Raw genomic sequence first — 20,638 nt, 5'->3', positions numbered from 1 at the left:
GCGATGATCAGCCTCATGACCCGCCGACTCACCGGCGAAACCACCCCAACCTGGCGCGGAACCTGACGTCCACAGTCAGGGACGAAACGCCCAGTCAGAGCTGGCTCTTGGGGATGGTGCTGAGCGAGCTGGCCACCCCGTAGGAGAACGCGACGCCGCGATTCCACTGTGTGCGGTCGATCTCGGTGTTGACCACGTTTCCGGTGTCGACCTGCACGAGGCGGTGCGGCGAGTTGATCGTTTGGATGGTCGGGACGCCGGCCTGGTTGAGCGCCGTGCCCTCGCCGTAGAGGTCGCCGCCGGCGCCGGGAAGGAGCACCTTGGTCCGTCGGAAGTCCGCGTAGCGGGAGGCCTGGGCCGAGAGGTTCTGCAGGGCGGCGACCGGGGTGGCCACGTGGACGTGGGGTTCCGTCAGGCCCGTGCTGACGTAGGCGTCCCCCTGTTCGACCCACTGGCGGGCACCGAGGTGCTCCACCGTGAAGCCCGCGACGGCCTTCGACATCAGGTCCGGCCGGGTCTCCACGAACAGCTGAGTGCTCTTCAGTCCGCCGGCGCCCTGAAGGTAATGGCCGGTCGCGTAGACGAAGGCGTAGGTCCGCGGCCGCTTGTTCCTCGGCACGCTCGCCAGCTGCCGGGCCATGGCCCTCAGGACGACGCCGCCGTTCTCCTCGATGGCGTTCTGCCCGTCGGTGTGGGTGTTCAGGATGACCACGTCGTCGCTCGCCCCAGGAACCACCGTGACCAGCATGTCGGTGCTCTCCGCGTACTGGTTCGCCGTGAGCGTGAGCGTCGCGCTGACGGACCCCGACATGGCAGCAGTGCGAACGGGGGCGCCTGCGACCCGGTCGAGCATGATCGCCGGAAGGCCCTGGATCGGCAGGGCGTCGGGAATCCACTGGTTCGCGGTGAAGCCGGGCGAGGAGTCGACCAGCATGACGGCGCCTATTGCACCTGCTTGCCTGACGGCCTCGAGGCCGGGGAACGGTGTCGCCCAGGCGAAGCTGATCGGCTCGGTCGGCTGGAACGTGCCGTCCGGATCGTAGGTGCTGACGACCTGGGGGTCGAACGCCGCGAACGGGTACTTGATGAGCGAACCGATCTCGAAGACGGCGATGTTGCCGTTGAGATCGGCTGCGGCGATCTCTTGGGGTGTCCCGGAGTTGACGTAGACCAGCCTGCCGGTGGCACCGCTCGGGGCGGTCTGTCCGGAGTAGGGGAAGAAGTCCGCTACGGTCACGGGGCCGGGCGCCGGACCGTCGTTCATGGCGAGGGCCTTGCCGGTGCACTCCCAGCGGGTGAAGTACTGCGTGGTGCGCTGGACGGTCAGACCGGCCTGCTGCATACCCTGCGCCAGCCAGTCGATGTACTGGTGGTGGGCCGGGGAGCCGGTGAGGCGCGGGCCGAAGCCCACCATGGTGTTCAGGTCGGCCCACAAGTCGGGGCACTGCGCGCTGGCGAGCGGGCCGGTCGGCGACCAGGTGGAAGGCGTGGGGGTGAGTCCCCACCCCTTTCCGGTCCCGAGGAGGGTGGCGGCAGACGCAGCGCCTGCGGTCGTCAGGAAGGAACGACGGGTCAGGTTCATGGCGTTCTCCTGGTGGAGGCGTGGGCGAATCCAGACCTTCCGCGGAGAACGGACTCTCACAATCACAATTGCATGATTGCCCGACTGTCCGTCAACTGCGTTCTCTCGCAGGGAAAGCGGTGAAGCCGCGCGGGAAGGTGGCCGAATCCTATCCACTTTCCGTCCGGCAGGACATGAGCCTGCAGACCCAACCAGATCGCAGGCGGACACAGCCGCCGCCAAATACCTATTTCACGCCGTCATGGCGTGACGTAGGGCAGCAGGTAGCGCTTGGTGATAACCCGAAGCTCCTGCGCGATAACCTCGCCGTACGGCTCGCCCTGAAACGCCAGGTCCAGCAGCCTGGTGACGGTCTCCGATATCTCGAGGGCGATCGCACCCGCACGGGCGCGCTCCATCTCCGGATTCCCTGCACAGATCGCATCCGCAATGAAGGCGGCCGATCGCCGGGTCGACTGTTGATCCAGCTCGCGCAGCTCGGGAACGGCCTGCAGTGCGCGGCGCAGATCGGCGCCGGCGGGGACCTCGGCCCTCAACCGGACGAATCCGTCAATGGCTGGTCGATCAGCGCGTCCCAGTCGCCGTCCTCGGCAAATCCACTGAGCTGCTCTGCCAGGAATTGGCCCCGCAGGTCCTCGAAACGGGCCGACAACTCCTGCACGATCGCCATCTTGTCCGGGAAGTAGGCGTAAAGGCTGGAAATATTGACCTGCGCCCGGGCCGCGATAGCAATGGTGTTCGGGGTCGGCAGTCCCGCTTCCACAAGGATTTCCGTCGCAGCCTGAAGGATCTTCTCGATCGTGCGGCGCGACCTAGCCTGCACCGGCGTCCGCCGCCGGAGCTGGGGAAACCCTTCGAGAGGGGCCGGGGACGAAGCCGACATGCTCACCGTGGTGCCGGTAGCGCCACGTTCAACCAATGATCCACACCGTGCGCGGACGCTACAGAGCAGGTCCCGCCCGCCCAGGCCCGCGGCGCGAAATGTAAGTAATAGTTTGGCTTCTGTTATAGATCGGCTCCGGATGCGTGTCAAGCTCCAGCCTGATGGGCGGTGGCCCAACCGGCCAGCAGCCCGCCGCCGGCGGCACAGTGGTGATGGCTCGTTGCTTGAGGCATGGGGCGGGGTACGTGGAGTTGGATAGTTCCGGACGGGTTGTGGGAGATCGCGAAGCCGCTGATCCCGCCGGACCGGGTGCGGCCGCAGGGTGGTGGGACGCAGAACACGCCCGATGAGACGCTGTTCGCGGCGATCGTCTACGTGCTGGTCAGCGGGTGCGCCTGGCGTGCGCTTCCGCCCTGCTTCGGGGTCTCCAAGTCCACCGCGCACCGCCGCTTCCTCATCTGGTCCCGGGCCGGGGTCTGGGGCTGGCTGCACAAGGCGGGCCTGCAGCGTCTCGACGACGCTGGCCTGCTCGACGTCTCCCGCGTCGTCCTCGACTCCGCCCACGTGAGGGCCGAAAAAGGGGGCGGACTCACAGGTCCGGGCCCCGTGGACCGGGGCAAGCCGGGTTCCAAGATGCACATCCTGTCGGACGCGGGCGGATTGCCCCTGGTCGTCGACGTCACCGCGGCCAACACCCACGACCGCAAGGCCCTGAAACTCGTCGTGGAGGCCCACCTCGCGAGACGGGCCCGGGACCCGGACCGCTGGCGCAAGCCCGGACGCCTCCACGCGGACAAGGCGTTCGACGTGCCTCACCTGCGAAAGTGGCTACGCGGCAAGCGGATCGGCGTCCTCAGCCGCCTGCGCGATCCTGGCCGGGGCCCGCTCGCTGGTCGCTACCGCCGAGCGGGCGGACGGTGCCCTCGGGGCGTGCCGTGTCAGCTTCGCGGCCCGCCGGACGTCGTCAGCGGGGGTGAAGCGGCAGGCCCGAACTCTCAGGCTCGGCCGCCGGCTCCTGAGTATCGGTCAGGTGGTGCTCGGGGGCTCGCCCTCGTGGGGTTCCAGGTCGCGTGCCCATGCGGTCAGCGCTCGCTTGTCGATCTTCCCATTGGGTAGAAGAGGGAGTTCCGTCCTGATCTCGAAGCGGCGGGGGTGCTTGTAGTTCGCCAGCGACTGTCGGCACAGGGCATCGAGTTCACTGGCGCTCACCCCGCTGCCGGGACGGACTGCAAGATAGGCGATTCCCACTTCGTCGTAGAGGGCGTCGGGCATGGGGACCACTGCGGCCGCTGCCACGCCGGGATGCCGCTCCAGTACCACCTCGACCTCGCGGGGGTACACGTTCCGCCCGCCCGACTTGTACATCTCGGTCAGTCGGCCGACCAGCCGTACGTTGCCGTCCGGAAGGCGGAGGGCCTGGTCCCCTGTGTGGAGATAGCCGTCCGCTGTGAACGCCGCGGCGGTCGCCTGCGGCATTCCGAAGTAGCCCTGCATGGTGCAGGTGCTGCGTGTCTGGATCTCGCCGATCTGGCCGTCGGGAACCGGGCGGCCGTGACTGTCGGCAATCCGGAATTCCAGCCCGGGAGTGGGCTTGCCGATGGTGGTGGCCAGTGTGCCGTCGTCGGCGTCGTCGTCGCTGTAGGTGAGGGCCACGCAGGCCTCGGTGAGGCCGTAGATCATCCCGAGCTGGGCCCCGGTGCGCCGGAGCCGGGCGACGAGATCGGCCGGCATGGGCGCTCCGCCCCAGGTGATCCGGCGCAAGGCGCTCAGATCCGCGGCGTCGAATCCCGGCCGTTCGGTGATCATCCGGAACATGGTGGGGATCCCGCCCCAGAGGTTGATCCGTTCGCTCTGCAAGAGTTCGAGCGCCGCGTCCGGGTCGAAGCGCTCCTGGTACACCAGGCACCCGCCCAATGACACCGGCAGGATGCCGACGTCCATCACCCCCGCGAGGTGGTTGACCGGAAGGTAGGCCAGCACCCGGGGACGCGGCGGCTGCTGACGGGCGGCCTGGATGAGGCAGCCGCGGCCGAGGGCACCTGCGGAGATCATCGCGCCCTTGGGCCGACCTGTGGTGCCGGAAGTGTAGACGAGCACGGCGGTGTCGTCCGGGCGGCAGGCGGCGGCGGCTTCCTGCAGTTCGGCCTCACCGAGGGCGTCCCCGTGTGCGACGAACGCCTCGAACGGTTCGCGCGCGGCGAAGGCGGGCGCGAACCGTTCGGCACGGGGCTCGTCCTTCCAGGTGCCGCCGATCGTGACGATCTGGCGAAGCGCGGGAATGCGGGCGGCGAGTTCGGCGGCGTCCGCCTGGTAGCTGCGCCCGTCGCGGTGGGCGAGAGTGAAGAGCATGGAGGCTGCGCTGTCGGACACCACGTGGGCGAGTTCCTCGAGTGTCTGGCCGGGGTCGAGTCCCACCCAGGTCGCCCCGATCTCGGAGAGGGCGAGAAGGATGGTGAGGAACTCGGGTCGGGGCGTGGTGAGCACCGCGATCCTGTCGCCGCGGCTGACGCCGGAGCGGATCAACGCGGCCGCACACCGTCGCACGTCCCGGTCTCCCTCGGCGTAGGTACGGCGGCTGTTTCCGAGGACATCGAGTTCGACGTCGGGTGAGCACCGGGCCCAGTAGTGAAGGAAATCGGCCGGGCGCCATTCGGTGCCGCGCTCGAGTGGTCCGTCGGTGTGCTCTGTGCCGGCGGGTGGGCCAGTGACGAGTACAGAGGTCCGGTCGACGACCATGGCCGGTTCGTCGGAGCCCGCCAGTTCGAACGTGTTGCGGGTCACGCAGTGCAGCAGGCCGGGTTTGTCGATCAGTTCGAGGAGTTGGGCGCGCAGGCGTACGCGGGCGCCCGAGCGCAGGGGTCGCAGGGAGGTGATCCGGTCTGCTCCGTGGCTGCTCCAGCGGTCGGCGGCGAGGCCTCGTGTCAGGTGTCTCTCATAGAGGTCGGCCAGCATTGACAGTAGGTGGGCTCCCGAGAGGTGCAAGTGGTGGAACTCGCGGTCCAAGTCCACCCAGTCGCTGACGAAGAGCTCCTGCCCGACCGATCGGCGCAGCAGGGTCGGGGTGAGTTCAGGGGGCATGACGGGCTCCGGGGTCAGCGTGTCGGCGGGGGCGGTGCGGCATCTTCCTGATCGTCGACGGTGCTGCCGAACCGCGCGTAGGAGGCCGGGTTGCGTAGGCGCAAGAGCAGGGTCCAGCCGGCTGCAGCCAGCGCGAGTGTCACCACGAGCCACGGGAAGCTGTTGACGAGGGCCGATTCGGTGCCGGCGAGGGTGTCGAAGTTGAGCCAGATCAGGACGGTGGCGGCCAGCAGGCCTGCGCAGCCGAGCGAGGGTGCGGCCACGGTGCGCCACCAGTGCCTGGCCGGGTCTTTCCAGAAGTAGGTGACGACCGCGCCCGAGACCAGCGCTTCGAGGAGCACGATGCCCAGGGTGGAGACGCCGCTCATGGTGGTGGTGAGGTTGCGATAGGGGTCGAGGTCGGCCAGGGCGTAGGCGGCGACGACGGCTACGCACAGGGTGGACTGAGCGAGGCTTGCGGTGTGCGGTGAGTGGTGGCTCGGGTGCGTGCGGCCGACGGCGCTGGGCATGAGTCCTTCGCGGCCCAGCGTGTAGAGGTAGCGGGAGGCGGCGTTGTGGGCGGCCAGCAGGCAGGCGAAGGCCGAGGTGATGATCAGTACGTCGAATACCGACATCATGGTGGTGCCCAGGTAGTTGCGGGCCAGTCCCGGAAACAGCAGTCCCTGCTTCTCCTCGGCGGCAGCGCGGGCGTTGTCGACGCCCAGCGCGCCGACCGCGATCCAGGAGGTGAGGCAGAAGAACACGCCGATCGTCAGGACAGAGGCGTAGGTGGCGCGGGGGATGCTGCGTTCCGGGTTCCTGGTCTCGCGGGCGTACACGGCGATGGCCTCGAATCCGCAGAAGGAGCCGAAGGCGAACATGAGGGCCACGCCGGGTGCACCGGAGAACACGGTGTGCGGGGCAAGGGCAGCGGCGGGAAAGGCCGATGCGCCCTCGGTGATCACGATCGCCGTGTCCAGGATCACCAGAATCGAGATCTCGAGGGCCATGAGTACGGCCAGCACGCGTCCGGACAGCTCGATCTTGCGATAGCCCATGACGGCCATGACCGCGATGAACAGGAAGCTGAGGGGCCACCAGGGTGGGTTGCGGTCCAGGAGCATCCGGATCACGAGTTGGGTGAAGTAGCCGATGCCGCCGGCGAGGGCGATGACCAGGGCGTTGTAGGCGATGAGTGCGAGCACTCCGGCAGCGGCTGCGGGAGGACGGCCGAGTGATTTGAGGATGTAGGTGTAGAACCCGCCGCTGGAGAAGATCCGCCGGCTGATCGCGGCGTAGCCGACGGCGAAGCAGAGCAGGGTCAGGGTCGCGAGGAAGTAGGTTCCGGGGACGCCGGCTCCGTCTCCGATCGCTATCGACAGCGGGACGGTGCCGGCGATGGCGACCAGCGGGGCGGCGGCGGACAGGGACAGAGCCGCCACTTTGGGGGTGGACAGTTCGCCGCGCAGGCCGGGCTGCGCGGTTCCGTCTGCGGGTGGGCCTTGCGGGTTCCGGATCAACACGGATCGACTCCCTGGAAGCGGGCTCGTCTCGCGGTGACGGCGGAGGAGCGTGGGCCGTCGACCGCCCGGGGCGGAATGCGTTGGCATCCGCCGTTGTGTGTCGGGGGCATCGAGGCCGTGCGGCACACCCAACAAATGCAAGTTAATACTTGCATTAGGCTACTCCGGCGAAAATGACGCGTCAACAGATCTACGCGTGGCGCTGATCCGTTCAGACCGGCATGGCACTCTCCTATGTCTGCCCCCGTATGTGCGGTCCCTCGGCGAGGCAGAAGACGCTGCCCGGTCCCAGCTCCCAGAGCCGGCCGGCATCCCGCCTCCGTGCCAGGACCCGCCGGGCCCGCAGTCGGGGCCGACCAAGGATCCACGGTCTCGTCGTCGCGGTCGCCAGAACCTTCGGCTTGCGGTCCGGGTGCGCCACGTCGATGGGAAAGCGCACGCCCGGAGTGTGGACGGCGGACGCCGGTGACAGCGGTAGTACGCCGTCCACGCCGCGCCGGCCAAGCAGTCCCCTGCTTCGCGAACGTATGGACATCGCGATCCTGACCAGACCCGCCGGCCGCCCGCCGACGTAGAGGATCGGGGCGCGGGTCTGCTGCGGGCCTTCGGGTTTCTCCAGTGTCCGTACCCACCTTCGATCAGCGATGGCGTCCCCGGCCGACGAAGAGGCGGCGGGCGCCCAGCAGGAGGGTCGCGCCCAGGCCCGAGATGGTCAGGGCCAGGCCGATCAGCAGGCCCGGCGGGGGTTCGTTCCCGGTCTGGGCCAGCCCACTGGTTCCCAGGTCAGCCGCGGAAGTGGTGACCTGCGACTGGCCGCCGGGCGCCGAGGACGCGGCTGTGCCAACCTCCGCGGTGGGGGCGCCGGGGGCTGCCACGGCCACCGGAGGCACGCCGGGCACAGAGGCGGTTGGCGCCGGAGCCGGAGCCGGCGGTGCAGCGGTAGGCCGCGGGTCGGCTGAGGGGATGGGCGGGATGCCTCCCGTGCTGGGGGGTGGCGCCGGAATGGTGGGTGTGCCCGAGGAAGTCGGCGGCACCGGTGTGGTCGGGATGTCCGTCGGCACAGGCGGCACCGGAATGGTGGGTGCGTCCGACGGGCTCGGCGGCACCGGATCGGTGGGTGCGTCCGACGGGCTCGGCGGCACCGGATCGGTGGGTGTGTCCGACGGGCTCGGCGGCACCGGATCGGTGGGTGCGTCCGAGGGAGTCGGCGGCACCGGTGTGGTCGGGATGTCCGTCGGCACAGGCGGCACCGGAATGGTGGGTGTGTCCGACGGGCTCGGCGGCACCGGCGTGGTGGCCGCGCTGGGCGAAGGTGCGGCATCCGACGGGCCCGACTCGGACGATGCGGTGGCCCCACGTGTGGCGCCGCGCGGCGGCGCGGCGTCGACCGTGGTCGATGTGTCCAACGGCGCCCGGTCCCGCGAGGCAGTGGGTGGTTCCGTGGTGGTCGGCTTCGGGGTGTCGGCCGGCGAGCGCGACGGTGAGCCCGCCGCCGGCGTCGAGCCGGGCGGCGCGGTGTCCGCGGCTGCCGCGGTGACGGTGCCGAGGATCGAGGTGCTCGTGAGCACCGCGATCGCGGTGCTTTGAACAACGGTGCGCGCCGTGCGTGCCACGAATACCCTCCATCGACGGGACCGGCTGCCGGGCGGGAGCCCACGCTGCCCGCTGATCTGAATTCAGGAGGGGAAAGCGGCCCGTTTCAATGACTTCGGCGGCATCTGGGGCCCTGGGCCCAAACGGGGCCGGGACAAGTCGGTCCCGGGACCCATGCCCGTCTTCGGCGGCGCCCGTTATGGTCCCCGCACCGTGGTTCCCCGAAGTACCGGCCGGGGACGGCCCTGGCTCCCGCCCGGGTCGTGACGCCCAAGTGGCCGCCCCTTCCGGAACGGCGTACGGCGCCACGGCCCGGCACAGACGAGGACGGTGCGATGGAAGCCACCCGATCCAGGCCGAAGACGCCCGAGTGCCCCGGTTCCCCGGACGGCCGGTGGGAGGAACGGGACGCCTTCGTCCGCCGGCTCTACGCCGATCACGGCGACTGCCTGCTGAACTACGTGGGCCGGCTCGTCCCCCATGACCCGCACAGCGCCGAGGACATCGTCCAGGAGACGTTCCTGCGGGCCTGGTTCCACTTCGCCACGCTGGCGCCCCAGCAGACCTCCCCCCGTCCGTGGCTGTTCACAGTTGCCCGCAACCTCGTCATCGACTCCGTGCGGCGCAGGCGCGCGCGCCCGTACGAAGTGAGCGCGGAGGAGATCGCAGACCTGCCGGACGAGGAGGGGCTGGACAACACTCTCCTCGGGCAGCTGCTCGCAGACGCACTGGCTCAGCTCCTCCCGGCCCACCGGGAGGTGCTGCTGCACGTGCACTACCTGGGCCGATCCGGTCCGGAGGCGGCGGCGCTACTGGGCGTCCCGCCGGGCACGGTCAAGTCGAGGATGCACAAGGCGGTCCGGGCCATGCGGCGCGTCCTGCACGAGCATGGAGTCAACGGGGTGGCGGGGTTTTGAGGCCGACCGGCAGGATGCTGCTGCTGGGGGCGACCGGACTTGCTGTGCTCGGCCCCGCTCCGGCCGCGACCGCCCTCCCCCCGGCGGACAACAGCCCGGCCTCGCCATACCCCAGCGCGCTGATCAGCAACGTCGGAACCACCCGGGTCGCCGATCTCTCCCACCAGGCCCAGTCGGCCGGCCGTGTCCCGGTCGTGGCCCAGCAGCCCGACGGCAGATGGAATCAGGTCTGGCAGGTCGGGCACTATGCGGGCGGGCTCGTGTTGGAGCTTCGTGCACCCGACGGCCGGGTGCACGTGCTGGAGGAGGGCGCGGACACGCTGGCGGTCGGAACGGTTTTCCGCGGGACGGGCGAGCAGGTCTGGTCGCTGGAGACCGGCTCCCATGGCTATCGCATCCGCAGTATGCGGTACGGCAACTGCCTGACCGACCTCGGCCCGGCCCGCCAGTTGGCCGGCCAGCCGTGCGGAACCGACCAAGCACAGATCTGGCGCTTCGACCCCGTCGCGGTCTCCGGCAGCCCTCCCGCCACTCCTGTCTCCAACCCCGCCGGCACGGTCTCCCCGGACCCCGCGCCGTCCGGCCGTTTCGGGCCGGGTCCTGCGGTGGCCGCGGCCCTCGCCGTCCTCGTGCTGCTGGGTATCGTGCTGCTGCGCCGCGTACGCCGACGCACGGCCCGGCCTTCGCGGGAGCCGGGCCGCTCCCGATTCGCCGCGGGGCGCGGACGCGCGGCGACCGCTCGCTCCTTGGCGGCGCATCTCGCGGATCTCCGTCTTGCGCTCCTCGCCGAGCAGGTGGCCGGCGCGGCCGAGATGGTGACCGACGGCGACGGGGGCGCACCGGCCTCGTGGGTGTACGCGGTGCTGTGCGCCGACCGACACGTCACCGTCAAGCTGGCAGGTGCCGACCTGCCCGCGCCGTCAGGGCCTTGGCGGTGCGGCGACGACGGCCGCACCTGGTCCCTTTCCCGGAACGCGATCGCGGCCCTGCCCCCGCCGGCCGGGAGGCCGCCGTCCTGCTATGTGGCGTTGGGATCGACCGATCACGCGGTCGTGCTGATCGACCTGCTCCGGGCCCCGGGGCTGGTCGCTCTCGGCGGAGACCGGGTGCGCCGCACGGCCGTGGCACGATCGCTGATCCATCAGATCACTACCGGGCAACGTTCCCGCTCGGTGGCGCTCCGGCTGAGCGGCGACTTCGCGCCGGACGGCCGCACACTGGCGGACCTGCTCGACGAGCTGGCCGCCTCACCGGACACCGGCGAGGCGGCGGTGCTGTTCTGCGCCGAACCGTCGCCCGGAGAGATCCAACAGCTGGAGAGTCTCCTGGCGGGCCGCCGGTGGCTGCGCGCCGTCGTGGTCGGGGATGACCCGCCCGGCACCCGGTGGAGCCTCGACGCCGCGCAGGACGGCACCCTCACGGCCGCGCCGCTGGGACTGACCGTCCGAACCGGCTCCGGGGAGGCTCTGCCTCCCGACCCGGCGCCTCCCACCCCCGCACTCCCGGCGCCTCCCGTCCTTCCTGCCGGGCTACGCCGGGTGTCCCCTGACCCACGACCGCCACACCGTCCCGAGGAACTGGCATGACCGAGATGCAGCGACTCTCCCTCAGCACGGCCCGCCCGGTCGACGCCACCGTCAGCGACGTCGTCGTCGGCGTCACCCCGAGCATGCGGATCGCTGCGCTCGCCGACACCCTGTCCCGGCACTCGGGCGCCCCGGTGACCGGCCTCTACCTGGACACCACCCTGCTCGACCCCGAGGCACGGCTGGACGAGGTTCCGCTCCGCGACGGCTGCGTGCTCGGCGTGGACTCCCCTGCGACTGGCGACCGGCACCCGCGGGCCGACTGGGCCCGCGGCCAAGGCCCGGTCATCGCCGAACTGCGCACCGTCTCGGGCCCCGGCGCCGGGCAGGTGCACCGGCTCCGGCCGGCGGTGTACGACATCGGATCGCTCGACGGATGCGCGATCCGGCTGCCTCAGGAAGGGGTACCCGAACGTGCCGTCGTGCTCACCGTGGGCCCCGACGGCATCCTGTGCATCTCCCCGGGGCCCGACCCGGGGGCGCTGCTGGACGGCGACGCCCTGGTCGAGCAGCGGCCCTGCCCCACCGGCACCCAGCTGACCCTGGGCACCGTTCTGCTGGAGATCACCGCCCCGTCCACTGCGGACGCCGCCGTCCAACCATCGCAGGGCGAACTCGGCCTCGACTACAACCGGCCGCCCCGCATCTACCCGCTGCCCGTCTTCCACCGCTTCCGGCTGCCCACACCGCCCGCCCGGCCGACCCGCAGACCCCTGCCCATCCTGATGACCACCGCACCACTGGCCATGGGCATTGCCATGGCGGTGATCTTCCACCGGACCTATTTCCTGTTGTTCGCCTGCTTCAGCCCCGTCATGGCCCTCGCCTCGTACGTGAACGACCGCCGCAACGGCAAACGCAGTTACCGCCGACAGTGCCTGGAGTACCAGGAACGCCTCGCCTACGTGGAGGACGAAGTAGCCGCCGCCGTGGAAGCGGAGCGCCTGATCAGGCGCTCCTCCCATCCCGATCCGGCGCAGGTTGCCCTCACCGCCTGCGGTCCCGGCCGCCGTCTGTGGGAGAGGCGACGCAAGGACACCGACCGCCTGGTGCTGCGGGTCGGCACCGCGGACCAGCCGTCCGGCGTGGTGGTGGAGGACGCCGCGGCCGAGGCGACCGCGGCGGCGAGCGACCCGCCGGTGATCCGGGACGCCCCGGTGCTGCTGCCCCTCACCGAGGCCCACGTGGTGGGTGTCGCGGGCCCCGCCGCCGTCCGTCTTTCCCTCGGCCGCTGGCTCGTCGCCCAGGCTGCGACCCTGCACAGCTCGCGCGACCTGCGGCTATGCCTGCTGTCCCTGGAGGGCCGGGAGGAGGACTGGAGCTGGATCAGATGGCTGCCGCACGCCCGGCCGTGGACGGAACCGGGTCCCGCGGCTGCGGTCGGCACCGACCCCGAGACGGTCGGCCACCGGGTCACCGAGCTCGTCGCACTCATCGAGGAACGCACCCGGGCCCGCCGGTCCGCGTTCGGCGCGGCCTCCGCGGCCGGCCCGGACATCCTGGTCGTCCTCGACGGCGCACGCGGCCTGCGCGACGTCCCCGGCATCGTCCAGGTCCTGCAGGAGGGGCCGGCGGTGGGAGTGTTCAGCATCTGCCTGGACCGCCTGGAGCGGCTGCTCCCGGAGGAGGCCCACGCAGTGGTGGCCGAAGAGGCCGGAACCCTCACCGTGCGCGTCCAAGGACAAAAGCCGGCGCACCGGGTACGGCCCGACCTGGTGGACACCGCCTGGTGCGAGCGCATTGCCCGATCACTGGCACCGGTACGCGACGTGAGCGTCGGCGACGAGACGGCGCTGCCCGTATCGGTACGCCTGCTCGACCTGCTGGGCCCCGACCCGCTCACCCCGGACTCGCTCCGCCAGCGCTGGGCACGGCAGCCGTCCGGCACGTCGGTCGTCCTGGGAGCCGGGTATGCGAACCCGTTCACAGTGGACCTGGTCCGCGACGGGCCGCACGCCTTGGTGGCAGGCACCACCGGGGCCGGCAAGTCGGAGCTGCTGCAGTCCCTGGTGGTCTCGCTCGCCGCGGCCAACCGCCCCGACGAACTGGCATTCGTCCTGGTGGATTACAAGGGCGGTAGCGCCTTCAAGGATTGCGCGCGGCTGCCGCACGTCCTCGGCATGGTCACCGACCTGGATGCGCATCTCACCGAACGCGCCCTGGAGTCACTGGGCGCCGAGCTGCACCGCCGAGAGCGCATCCTGGCGGGCGCCGGAGCCAAGGACATCGAGGAGTACCAGGCGATGCGCGTCGCCGACCCGTCGCTGCCCGCACTGGCCCGCCTCGTCCTGGTGATCGACGAGTTCGCCACCCTGGTGCGGGAGGTGGAGCGGTTCGTCCCCGGCCTGGTCGGCGTCGCCCAGCGCGGCCGCAGCCTGGGCCTGCATCTCGTCCTGGCCACGCAGCGCCCCACCGGCGTGGTCAACGGCGACATCAGGGCCAACACCAACCTGCGCATCGCCCTGCGGGTGACCGACGCGAGCGAGAGCAATGACGTCATCGACTGCAACGACGCGGTGGCGATCTCCAGCAGCACCCCGGGCCGGGCACTGGCCCGGCTCGGCCACGGCCAGGTGGTGCCCTTCCAAGCTGGCTACGTGGGAGCCGTACTCGACGACCGGCCGCAGACCACACCGCAGGGCTGGGCGGTCGCCGTGCCCTGGCACCAGCTGGGACGGCCTGTGGCCGCGCCGACGGCGCCCGCCGCGGACAGCACCCCGCCCGGCCCCAGCGACCTCTCCCGGCTGGTCGACGCCATCACAGCGGCCTCGACCGGCCTCGGCCTGGAACGCGCACCCAGCCCCTGGCTCCCCCGGCTGGCCGACCTGCTCCTCTTGGAGGACCTGCCCGCGCCGTCGGCCGAAGCCCGCGCCGACACGCTCGCCCCCGTCCCGTACGGCCTGGTCGACGAACCCGCCCACCAGCGGCAGACCCCCCTCACCGTCGACCTCACCTCCTTCGGCCACCTGTCCGTGCTGGGAGCCCCACGATCCGGGCGGTCCCAGGTACTGCGCACCCTGGCCGGCGCCCTCGCCCGCGCGCACTCCTGCGCGGACGTCCATCTCTACGCCATCGACGCCGCCGGTGGGGCGCTGGCCGTCCTGCAGGAACTGCCGCACTGCGGCGCCGTCGTGCCCCGCGGCGACCTGGAACGCGTCGAACGCCTGCTGGCCCGGACGACCGAGGAACTGCACCGTCGACAGGCCGCACTGGCGGAACACAGCGCGGCCAACGTGACCGAGCTGCGCGGCACACTCCCCGCGGACCGCAGGCCACCGCATCTGATGCTGATGATCGACGGCTGGGACGCGCTGTCCACCGTCCTCACCGAGTTCGACGGCGGCCGTCTGCTGGCACAAGTCGTCCTGCTGCTCCGCGAGGGCGCCGCCGCCGGAATCCACCTGGTCATGACCTCGGACCGGGCCTTGCTCGGCGGCCGGGTCGGGAGCCTCAACGACACCCGGCTGCTGCTACGCATGGCGGAACGCACCGACTACACCGGCATCGGCCTGTCCAGCAGCCGGCTGCCCACCGTCATCCGCCCGGGAATGGGTTGGCTCTCCCAGGGCAGCGCAGTCCAGGTCGCCGTCCTGGACGCGGACCGCAGCGGCCAGGGCCAGGCCGATGCCCTGCGGCGGATCGCCGCAGCCGCCGCGGCGCGGGACGCGGACGTGCCAACCGACCTGCGCCCCGGACGGATCGCCCCGCTACCCGCTGCGATCGGCTTCGCCGACGCACTGCAACACGTGCCGGAATCCCTGCGCCGCCCGCTGTGGGCCATGGTCGGCGTCGGCGGGGACGACCTGTCCGTCCGCGGCATCGACCTCGCCGGACGCTCGGGCGTCTGCGCGGTGGCCGGGCCGTCCGGCTCCGGCCGCAGCACCCTGCTGATGACCATGGGGCTGTCGCTGCTGGCCGGAGGCACCCGGCTGATCGTGCTCGCGCCACGTCCATCGCCCCTGCGACGGCTGACCGAACTCCCCGACGTCCTGGCCGTCCTGACATCCCCCGACCCGTCGGCCTCCGACCTGCACGCCGCACTGAGCGCAGCGACCGGCCCGACCGCCCTGCTGGTCGATGACGCCGACCTCCTCGACCGCAGCGGCATCGACCCCGCACTGCGGGAGATCGTGGCGACCGGTCGCGACCGGGCCATCGGTCTGGTCTACGCAGGTACTGGTGACCTCCTCGGACAGACGATGATGGGATGGCTGGGAAACGCCCGGCGCGCCCGACAGGGGGTCCTGCTCAGCCCGCGGAGCATGGTCGAGGGCGACCTCATCGGCGCCAGGCTCTCACCGGACCTGGTCCGCCGCCCGGCACGGCCCGGCCGCGCCTACCTGGCGGACCCACGCTCGGCCGCGCCGGTCGCCGTCCTGGTACCGCACACGACACTGCGTGTGCCCGGACCGCGTCGACCCGTCTGACGGCGGGTCGGCGACGCCACTGGATCTCTTCCGGGATGCCCCGGCCTCAGACGGCGATGCAGGACATGGACGGGAAGATCGCGAATTCGCTGGCGACGTGACCGGCCTCTCCCCGCGAGGCCCGGTCCTGTGGTCCTGGTGTGTCCCGGGGTGTTGGGGTGACGGGCCCTGGGGTGGGGGTGGTGTGACGGCTAGGGTCTTGACGCCGCCGCACGGGACTTGACGTGCCGGTATTGTCCGACCCGGTGAAGCCGGGACCCGTCACCGGCCGGAGGGCCCCGTTCGTGTCCACCACCCCCGAAGGACTCGTCGCCAAGATCCTCACAGGGATCGAGTACCCCTCCGCCCGCGAGGACGACCTGCTGGTCCAGGCCCACACCTTCCACGGACTCGCCGCCGACCTGCGCGCCCTCCACGAACGCCAGCAGGCCCTGAACACCTACATCCCCGGCTGGCACGGCCCCGGCTACGACGCCCACCGGCAGGCCCTCGACCGGATCCTCGGCGAACACGGCGGACTGCTCGCCCTGGCCGAGCGATCCGACGCGATCGGTGACGGCATCACTTCGACCGCGGGTTCCACCGCGAAGGCGAAGTACCAGTTCCAGCTCACCATCACCTGGGTCCTGGCCTCGGCCGCATGGGCGATCTACTGCGCCGCCTTCACCGCCGGCGCCTCCCTGACCTGGCTGACCGCGATCGAGGCCGCCGCCCGCACCGCACTCGGCCAGATCGGCCAGTGGCTGGTGCGCGCGATCGCCGCGGCCGGCATGGGCGCCCTGATCGTCGCCGGAACCGACGCCGCCGCCCAGGGCCTCGCCATCGCCACCGGCTACGCGGACCACTTCGACGTCAGCTCCTTCCTGATGTCCGTGGCCGCCGGCGCCATGGGCGGCGCAGTCGGCCTCGGCATCGGTACACTCGCCGGCGCCGCCGAGATCGCCGCCCGCGGCACCACCAATCTCACCACCGGACTGCTCGGACAGACCCTCGTCCAGGGAGCCGGCGGCTACGCGACCCAGCTGGTCATGAGCGCCGCCGAAGGACACCTCAACACCGACTGGGGCGGATTCGTCGCCGGCGCCACCGGCGCACTCGCCGGCCACCTGGTGGCCCGCCACAGCCTCGCCACCGACCACCCCACGGCCACCGTCCACGAACCCCTGACCGATCCGGGAAAAACGGCCACGCCCCCCGGCGACACACCACCGGCATACGGCGATGCAGCGCACGGCGGCAGCGGACGGACCTCGGACGACAAGCCGCCGAGCTACCAGGAGACGATCGCAACCGCAGCCCCACGGCACTGGTCGACCGTCCCCGAGAAGCAACTCCCCCTCGACACCAAGACAACCGGGACCACCAAGTGGATGACCGGCCACTCGGACATCCCCACGAACGATCTCCCGACCCCCCTGGAATCGACACGGTCCGCCGATCTCAGCGTCGAACAACGAACCATCTCTGCGGGGCAACAACCGACACACGAAACCGCCATGGCCCACACACCGGAGCAGACGGCGGCGTACGCACCCGCCCGCTCCTGGGGTGCGGACGGTCCAGCCGTCGGCCACCCCGCATCCCTCGCCACCCCGGAATTGTCCGTCCCGGCCGAACACACCGTCAGCACCGCCGTGGGCGGCCTCGGCGCAACAGCACACCCCGAAACGACACACTCTGCTGCGGCACATCCCGGGCAGGCGGGCGCCGTCATCGCGGACACCGCACCAGGGCACACCGCAACCGCCGGTCCCATGCCGGCCAGCCACGCTCCAACCGTCCCCGAGGTTCAGGCGGCCGACAGTCCTGCGGCGAACACGCCGCAGTCGGGCGGCCCGGGGTCTTCCACTCCTACCGTCTCGACCGCACCGGCCATGGTCGGTGAGCAGGCCGCGCCGCACGTCATGGGCCTGGACACCCCGGTGGGAGATCCCGCGGACACCAGCCACGCCGCGATGGGCCCGGCGGGTGAGCAGGCCGCACCGCACATCATGGGCCTGGACACCCCGGTGGGAGATCCCGCGGACACCAGCCACGCCGCGACGGACCCGGCGGTCGCCACCGGGCCCGCGTCCCGGTTTCCCGAGACGGCGGATCACGGTCTCAACGGCGAACCTGAGATCCGATCCGGAGTCCAGGAGGATGCGTACCCGGTGGGCGGTCCACCGCCTGTCGGACAACAGACCCCAGCGGCACCCGGGCACAGCGGACCGGGACCCGTGGGGGGCGCCGCCTTCCACGATCCGCAATGGTTCACGACCGTGGAACGCCCGGTCTCGGAAGGCACGCAGTACACCACCGTCGGCGACCGTGTGCGGAGGGAGGCCCTGCAAGCCTTCCTCCTGGAGAACCCCCAGGCTCCCGGGGGCGTGGCGGGCCCGACACGCGCCGAAGGCCCGGGCACTGTTGCAGTGCCTGCGGGACCCCGTCCTGCCTTGCAGGAAACTGGTATGCGCGGCTTGGGCCGTCAGGAAATCCGCGACGCGCTCAACCCGCAGGGCACAGTCCGGGGGCCCGCAAGGACAGGAGGCGGGTCGGTCTACGACCCGGCCGTCATCGCGGAGGTCCTCAGCCGGGAGCCCCTCCAGGTCTACTCGTACAGTAATGGGTACGGGTTCGCGTATAGGCGCGAAGCGTTCGCGAAGACCGGGGCGACGTCGTGCGACAGTGAACTGGCCGCATCGGGAAACGGGGCCACAAGCCCGACGTACTCCTATGCGACGAGTCCGACCGCGTACTCCTACCAGGGCTCGCTTTCGACGCAATCGCTCGGCTCTAACGGCTCTTACCCGGCTTCGGAGAGTACGGGCCGTTGACCGGCCGACGAGAGGGCGTCGGGCACGGCCTGCCCGACCCGACGGCCCTCGCAAACCCGGAGGATCTCCTGCCCCGACCCCATGACGCCGGTGATCACGCTGGACACCAGGGTGAAGACGAGCGGAGCACCGACGCTTGCAAGGACGGCCTGGACGCGACGCGGCATTGGCGGGGGGTCATGCGGCGCCTCGTACGCCGAGGCAGACCGGTCCCGTTCCCCGTGCAGCCTGGCCGTGTGGGGCGGGCTCGTGGGGCGCGGCCACCACGCAGAACGGGCATCCGCCCCCGATGACCATGGCGCCACACCACCGGCAGGGGCGAGCGGGGGCGGCCAGGACTGCGTTGAGGAGCCCCTGCGGGTCTTCGACAGCCGCAACGAACTCCACCACCCGGCGGGATTCCCACCAGGCGGCCGCTTGCGGTGCCGGGGGAACCTCCTCGGCCGTACACGCTCCCAGGTGCAGCGCCACCGATGCCGGGGCCCAGCCGGTGTTCCTGGGGCCGGGCCTGCCGCGCAACAGCCTGGTCCGGCGCATTACCGTCCTGGCAGGGGGTCGCCGTGCGCCAGCCCGAGCCACTTTGCCGGCGGGGCCGAACAGGGCAGCGAACGCGGTCCACGGCAGGTGCGCCGACAGATGCGCATGCACCGGGACCGACGCGTACCCGGAGACGCTAGACAGACAGGCTCCGATGACCAGCTCACGGGTGAGTACGGGGGTGGCCGTGACCAGATGGGAGGGCTCGGCCACGGCCTCCGAGAGTACGGTGAGTTGACGGGCGAGTACGGAAAGCGCCAATGGCGGGACGTGGACCTCGACGAGGGACAGGGGCGCCGGTTGGAGCAGGCGACGGGCAGTGCGCAGCCTCACCCTGGTGGCGGGGTCCAGCCAGCTCGGGACGACGAGCAGGGTGTGGGTCGCCCGGGTGCAGGCCGTGGCCAGTTCCTCGACCAGTTCTTCGATGTCCTCATGGCCACGGGTGTCGACGGTCAGCAGTGGCGCCGGGACGTCGTGGAGCGGTACGGGGGGTAGGGCCACGGGGAGCACGATCTGGAGCATGCGCCGAAGCCGCCTTTCTGGACTCCCGATCCAATGAGGGGCTCCGGGGCCCGGCAGCCATCGCCGGGCCCCGGAAGGGGGAGACAAGACTCACCCTGCCCATGGCGGTTGTTGAAGACATCCGCCATGAGGCCAGTGGCGGCGTCGGGCGCAGACGGTGTTGGGCTCCTGGGCCTTTGGGTGTGCCCGCGGGCCCCTGATTTCCCTGCGATCAGGTCCAACAGGCATTGGTGTCACTTGCCGTCGTCAGCCGGGCCCGGCGGCTGTTCCCATGAATCGTCTGCCGGCGCGTCTCGCAGAGTCGGCCTGGACGGGGCGCCGACCCATGGCAGAGACGAGCACCGGTGTTGCCATCGAGAAACCGGGGTCGTCCAGAAGGGTGAGCACGGGATCCAGCCGTTCGGCGGAGAGGAAGCCGTGTTCGATCATCCTCAGGCCGAGGTGGGCCACGCTGTTCCGATAGGCACGGGCCTGCGGGGTTGCGCCGCGCAGGACCGCTACCGTCCTGGTGACGGTGACGTCCGTCAGACCGCAGTCGGCGAGGCTGTCGGCCAGCCTGTGCCCATAGGTGGCGTCGTATCCGAGGGAGGCGACGAAGACACCCACGGCGGGCCAGGCTCGGAGCAGGATCGCCTCGGCCTCGGCGGAGTTGACACGCGGTCGGTGCAACGATCCGCCGAACGTGTCGCTCTCGTCGAACTCCTCGATCAGTACCACGCCGCCGGGGCGGCAGGCCGCGGCTGCGGTCGCGAGTGCGGCATCGCGCTCCGGGAGATGGCTCAGCACCAGCCGCGCGTGCACCAGGTCATACCGGTCGGCAGGCAGCGGGTCCGTGCGGATGTCGTGTCGCAGGACGGTGACACCGGGCGGCAGGTTCTGAAGGAACCTGGTGTCGAGGTCCGTGGCGACGACCTCGCCCGAGGCACCGACCCGGCCGACGGCCCACCGGGCGATGCTGCCAGCGCCGGCACCGACCTCGAGGAATGAGCCGCCCTGCCCCGGCCCGAGGGATTCCAGGAGGCCGATCGTGCAGGTGTCCCAGGTGGCTTCGATGCCCTGGACTCGTTCGAGTTCCGCGGCCCGGGAAGGGTCGAACGCATAGGCCATGGTGCGCCTCCCTGTACTGAGGCTCAGACGGTAACGCGCGAGCAGTCCGCTGTCGTGGGCCCGGGATGGGCCCTTGTTGGGCCTGGTG

General features: G+C 71.0%; 11 protein-coding genes and 1 pseudogene. 6 read left to right on the top strand and 6 right to left on the bottom strand.

Translation table 11 applies throughout. The annotated features are described in order from the left end of the window. Nucleotides 1–94 precede the first annotated feature (94 nt). The 3 genes from AB0P35_RS21005 to AB0P35_RS20995 form a co-directional block, all read right to left on the bottom strand. Nucleotides 95–1,582, bottom strand: coding sequence for a twin-arginine translocation signal domain-containing protein (locus AB0P35_RS21005; RefSeq protein WP_363512595.1), 1,488 nt, complete (start codon nt 1,580–1,582; stop codon nt 95–97). 239 nt (nt 1,583–1,821) lie between these two features. Further along, nucleotides 1,822–2,118: a hypothetical protein gene (locus AB0P35_RS21000; RefSeq protein WP_363512593.1), complete on the bottom strand. Its 297-nt coding sequence runs from the start codon at nt 2,116–2,118 to the stop codon at nt 1,822–1,824. Continuing rightward, a complete protein-coding gene (locus tag AB0P35_RS20995) occupies nt 2,115–2,465 on the bottom strand; it encodes a TetR/AcrR family transcriptional regulator (protein WP_363512591.1) in 351 nt (116 codons plus the stop codon). The genes AB0P35_RS21000 and AB0P35_RS20995 overlap by 4 nt, the downstream gene beginning before the upstream one ends. A 231-nt stretch (nt 2,466–2,696) precedes the next feature. Between AB0P35_RS20995 and AB0P35_RS20990 the strand changes: the two are divergent. Beyond that, nucleotides 2,697–3,317: pseudogene (locus AB0P35_RS20990) on the top strand (IS5 family transposase); the annotation flags it as partial. 174 nt (nt 3,318–3,491) lie between these two features. Here AB0P35_RS20990 and AB0P35_RS20985 read toward each other — a convergent pair. Together AB0P35_RS20985 and AB0P35_RS20980 are read right to left on the bottom strand one after the other, a co-directional pair. Further along, nucleotides 3,492–5,543: an AMP-binding protein gene (locus AB0P35_RS20985; protein WP_363512589.1), complete on the bottom strand. Its 2,052-nt coding sequence runs from the start codon at nt 5,541–5,543 to the stop codon at nt 3,492–3,494. 14 nt (nt 5,544–5,557) lie between these two features. Then, nucleotides 5,558–7,132 (bottom strand): APC family permease, encoded by a 1,575-nt coding sequence (locus AB0P35_RS20980; RefSeq protein ID WP_363512601.1) that lies wholly within the window; start codon nt 7,130–7,132, stop codon nt 5,558–5,560. A gap of 750 nt (nt 7,133–7,882) precedes the next feature. Between AB0P35_RS20980 and AB0P35_RS20975 the strand changes: the two genes are divergently transcribed. From AB0P35_RS20975 to AB0P35_RS20955, 5 genes are all read left to right on the top strand, one after another. Then, entirely contained in the window at nt 7,883–8,632 is a 750-nt protein-coding gene (locus tag AB0P35_RS20975; RefSeq protein ID WP_363512587.1) for a hypothetical protein, read from the top strand. A 341-nt stretch (nt 8,633–8,973) separates the two neighbouring features. Beyond that, complete coding sequence (locus AB0P35_RS20970; protein WP_363512585.1) at nt 8,974–9,555, top strand: sigma-70 family RNA polymerase sigma factor; 582 nt, start codon at nt 8,974–8,976, stop codon at nt 9,553–9,555. 14 nt (nt 9,556–9,569) lie between these two features. After that, nucleotides 9,570–11,141 (top strand): hypothetical protein, encoded by a 1,572-nt coding sequence (locus AB0P35_RS20965; protein WP_363512583.1) that lies wholly within the window; start codon nt 9,570–9,572, stop codon nt 11,139–11,141. Further along, the gene (locus AB0P35_RS20960) at nt 11,138–15,568 is read left to right on the top strand and encodes an FtsK/SpoIIIE domain-containing protein (RefSeq protein ID WP_363512581.1); all 4,431 of its coding nucleotides are present in this window, start codon (nt 11,138–11,140) and stop codon (nt 15,566–15,568) included. The genes AB0P35_RS20965 and AB0P35_RS20960 overlap by 4 nt, the downstream gene beginning before the upstream one ends. A gap of 284 nt (nt 15,569–15,852) precedes the next feature. Continuing rightward, complete coding sequence (locus tag AB0P35_RS20955; protein ID WP_363512579.1) at nt 15,853–18,384, top strand: hypothetical protein; 2,532 nt, start codon at nt 15,853–15,855, stop codon at nt 18,382–18,384. 1,305 nt (nt 18,385–19,689) lie between these two features. Here AB0P35_RS20955 and AB0P35_RS20950 read toward each other — a convergent pair. Further along, nucleotides 19,690–20,550, bottom strand: a complete 861-nt coding sequence (locus tag AB0P35_RS20950; RefSeq protein WP_363512577.1) for a methyltransferase domain-containing protein — start codon at nt 20,548–20,550, stop codon at nt 19,690–19,692. Between the last annotated feature and the right edge of the window lie 88 nt (nt 20,551–20,638).

This window comes from Kitasatospora sp. NPDC085879 (assembly GCF_040686255.1).
In the GTDB taxonomy this organism is placed as follows: domain Bacteria; phylum Actinomycetota; class Actinomycetes; order Streptomycetales; family Streptomycetaceae; genus Kitasatospora.
This window is presented reverse-complemented; position numbering and strand designations above follow the sequence as displayed.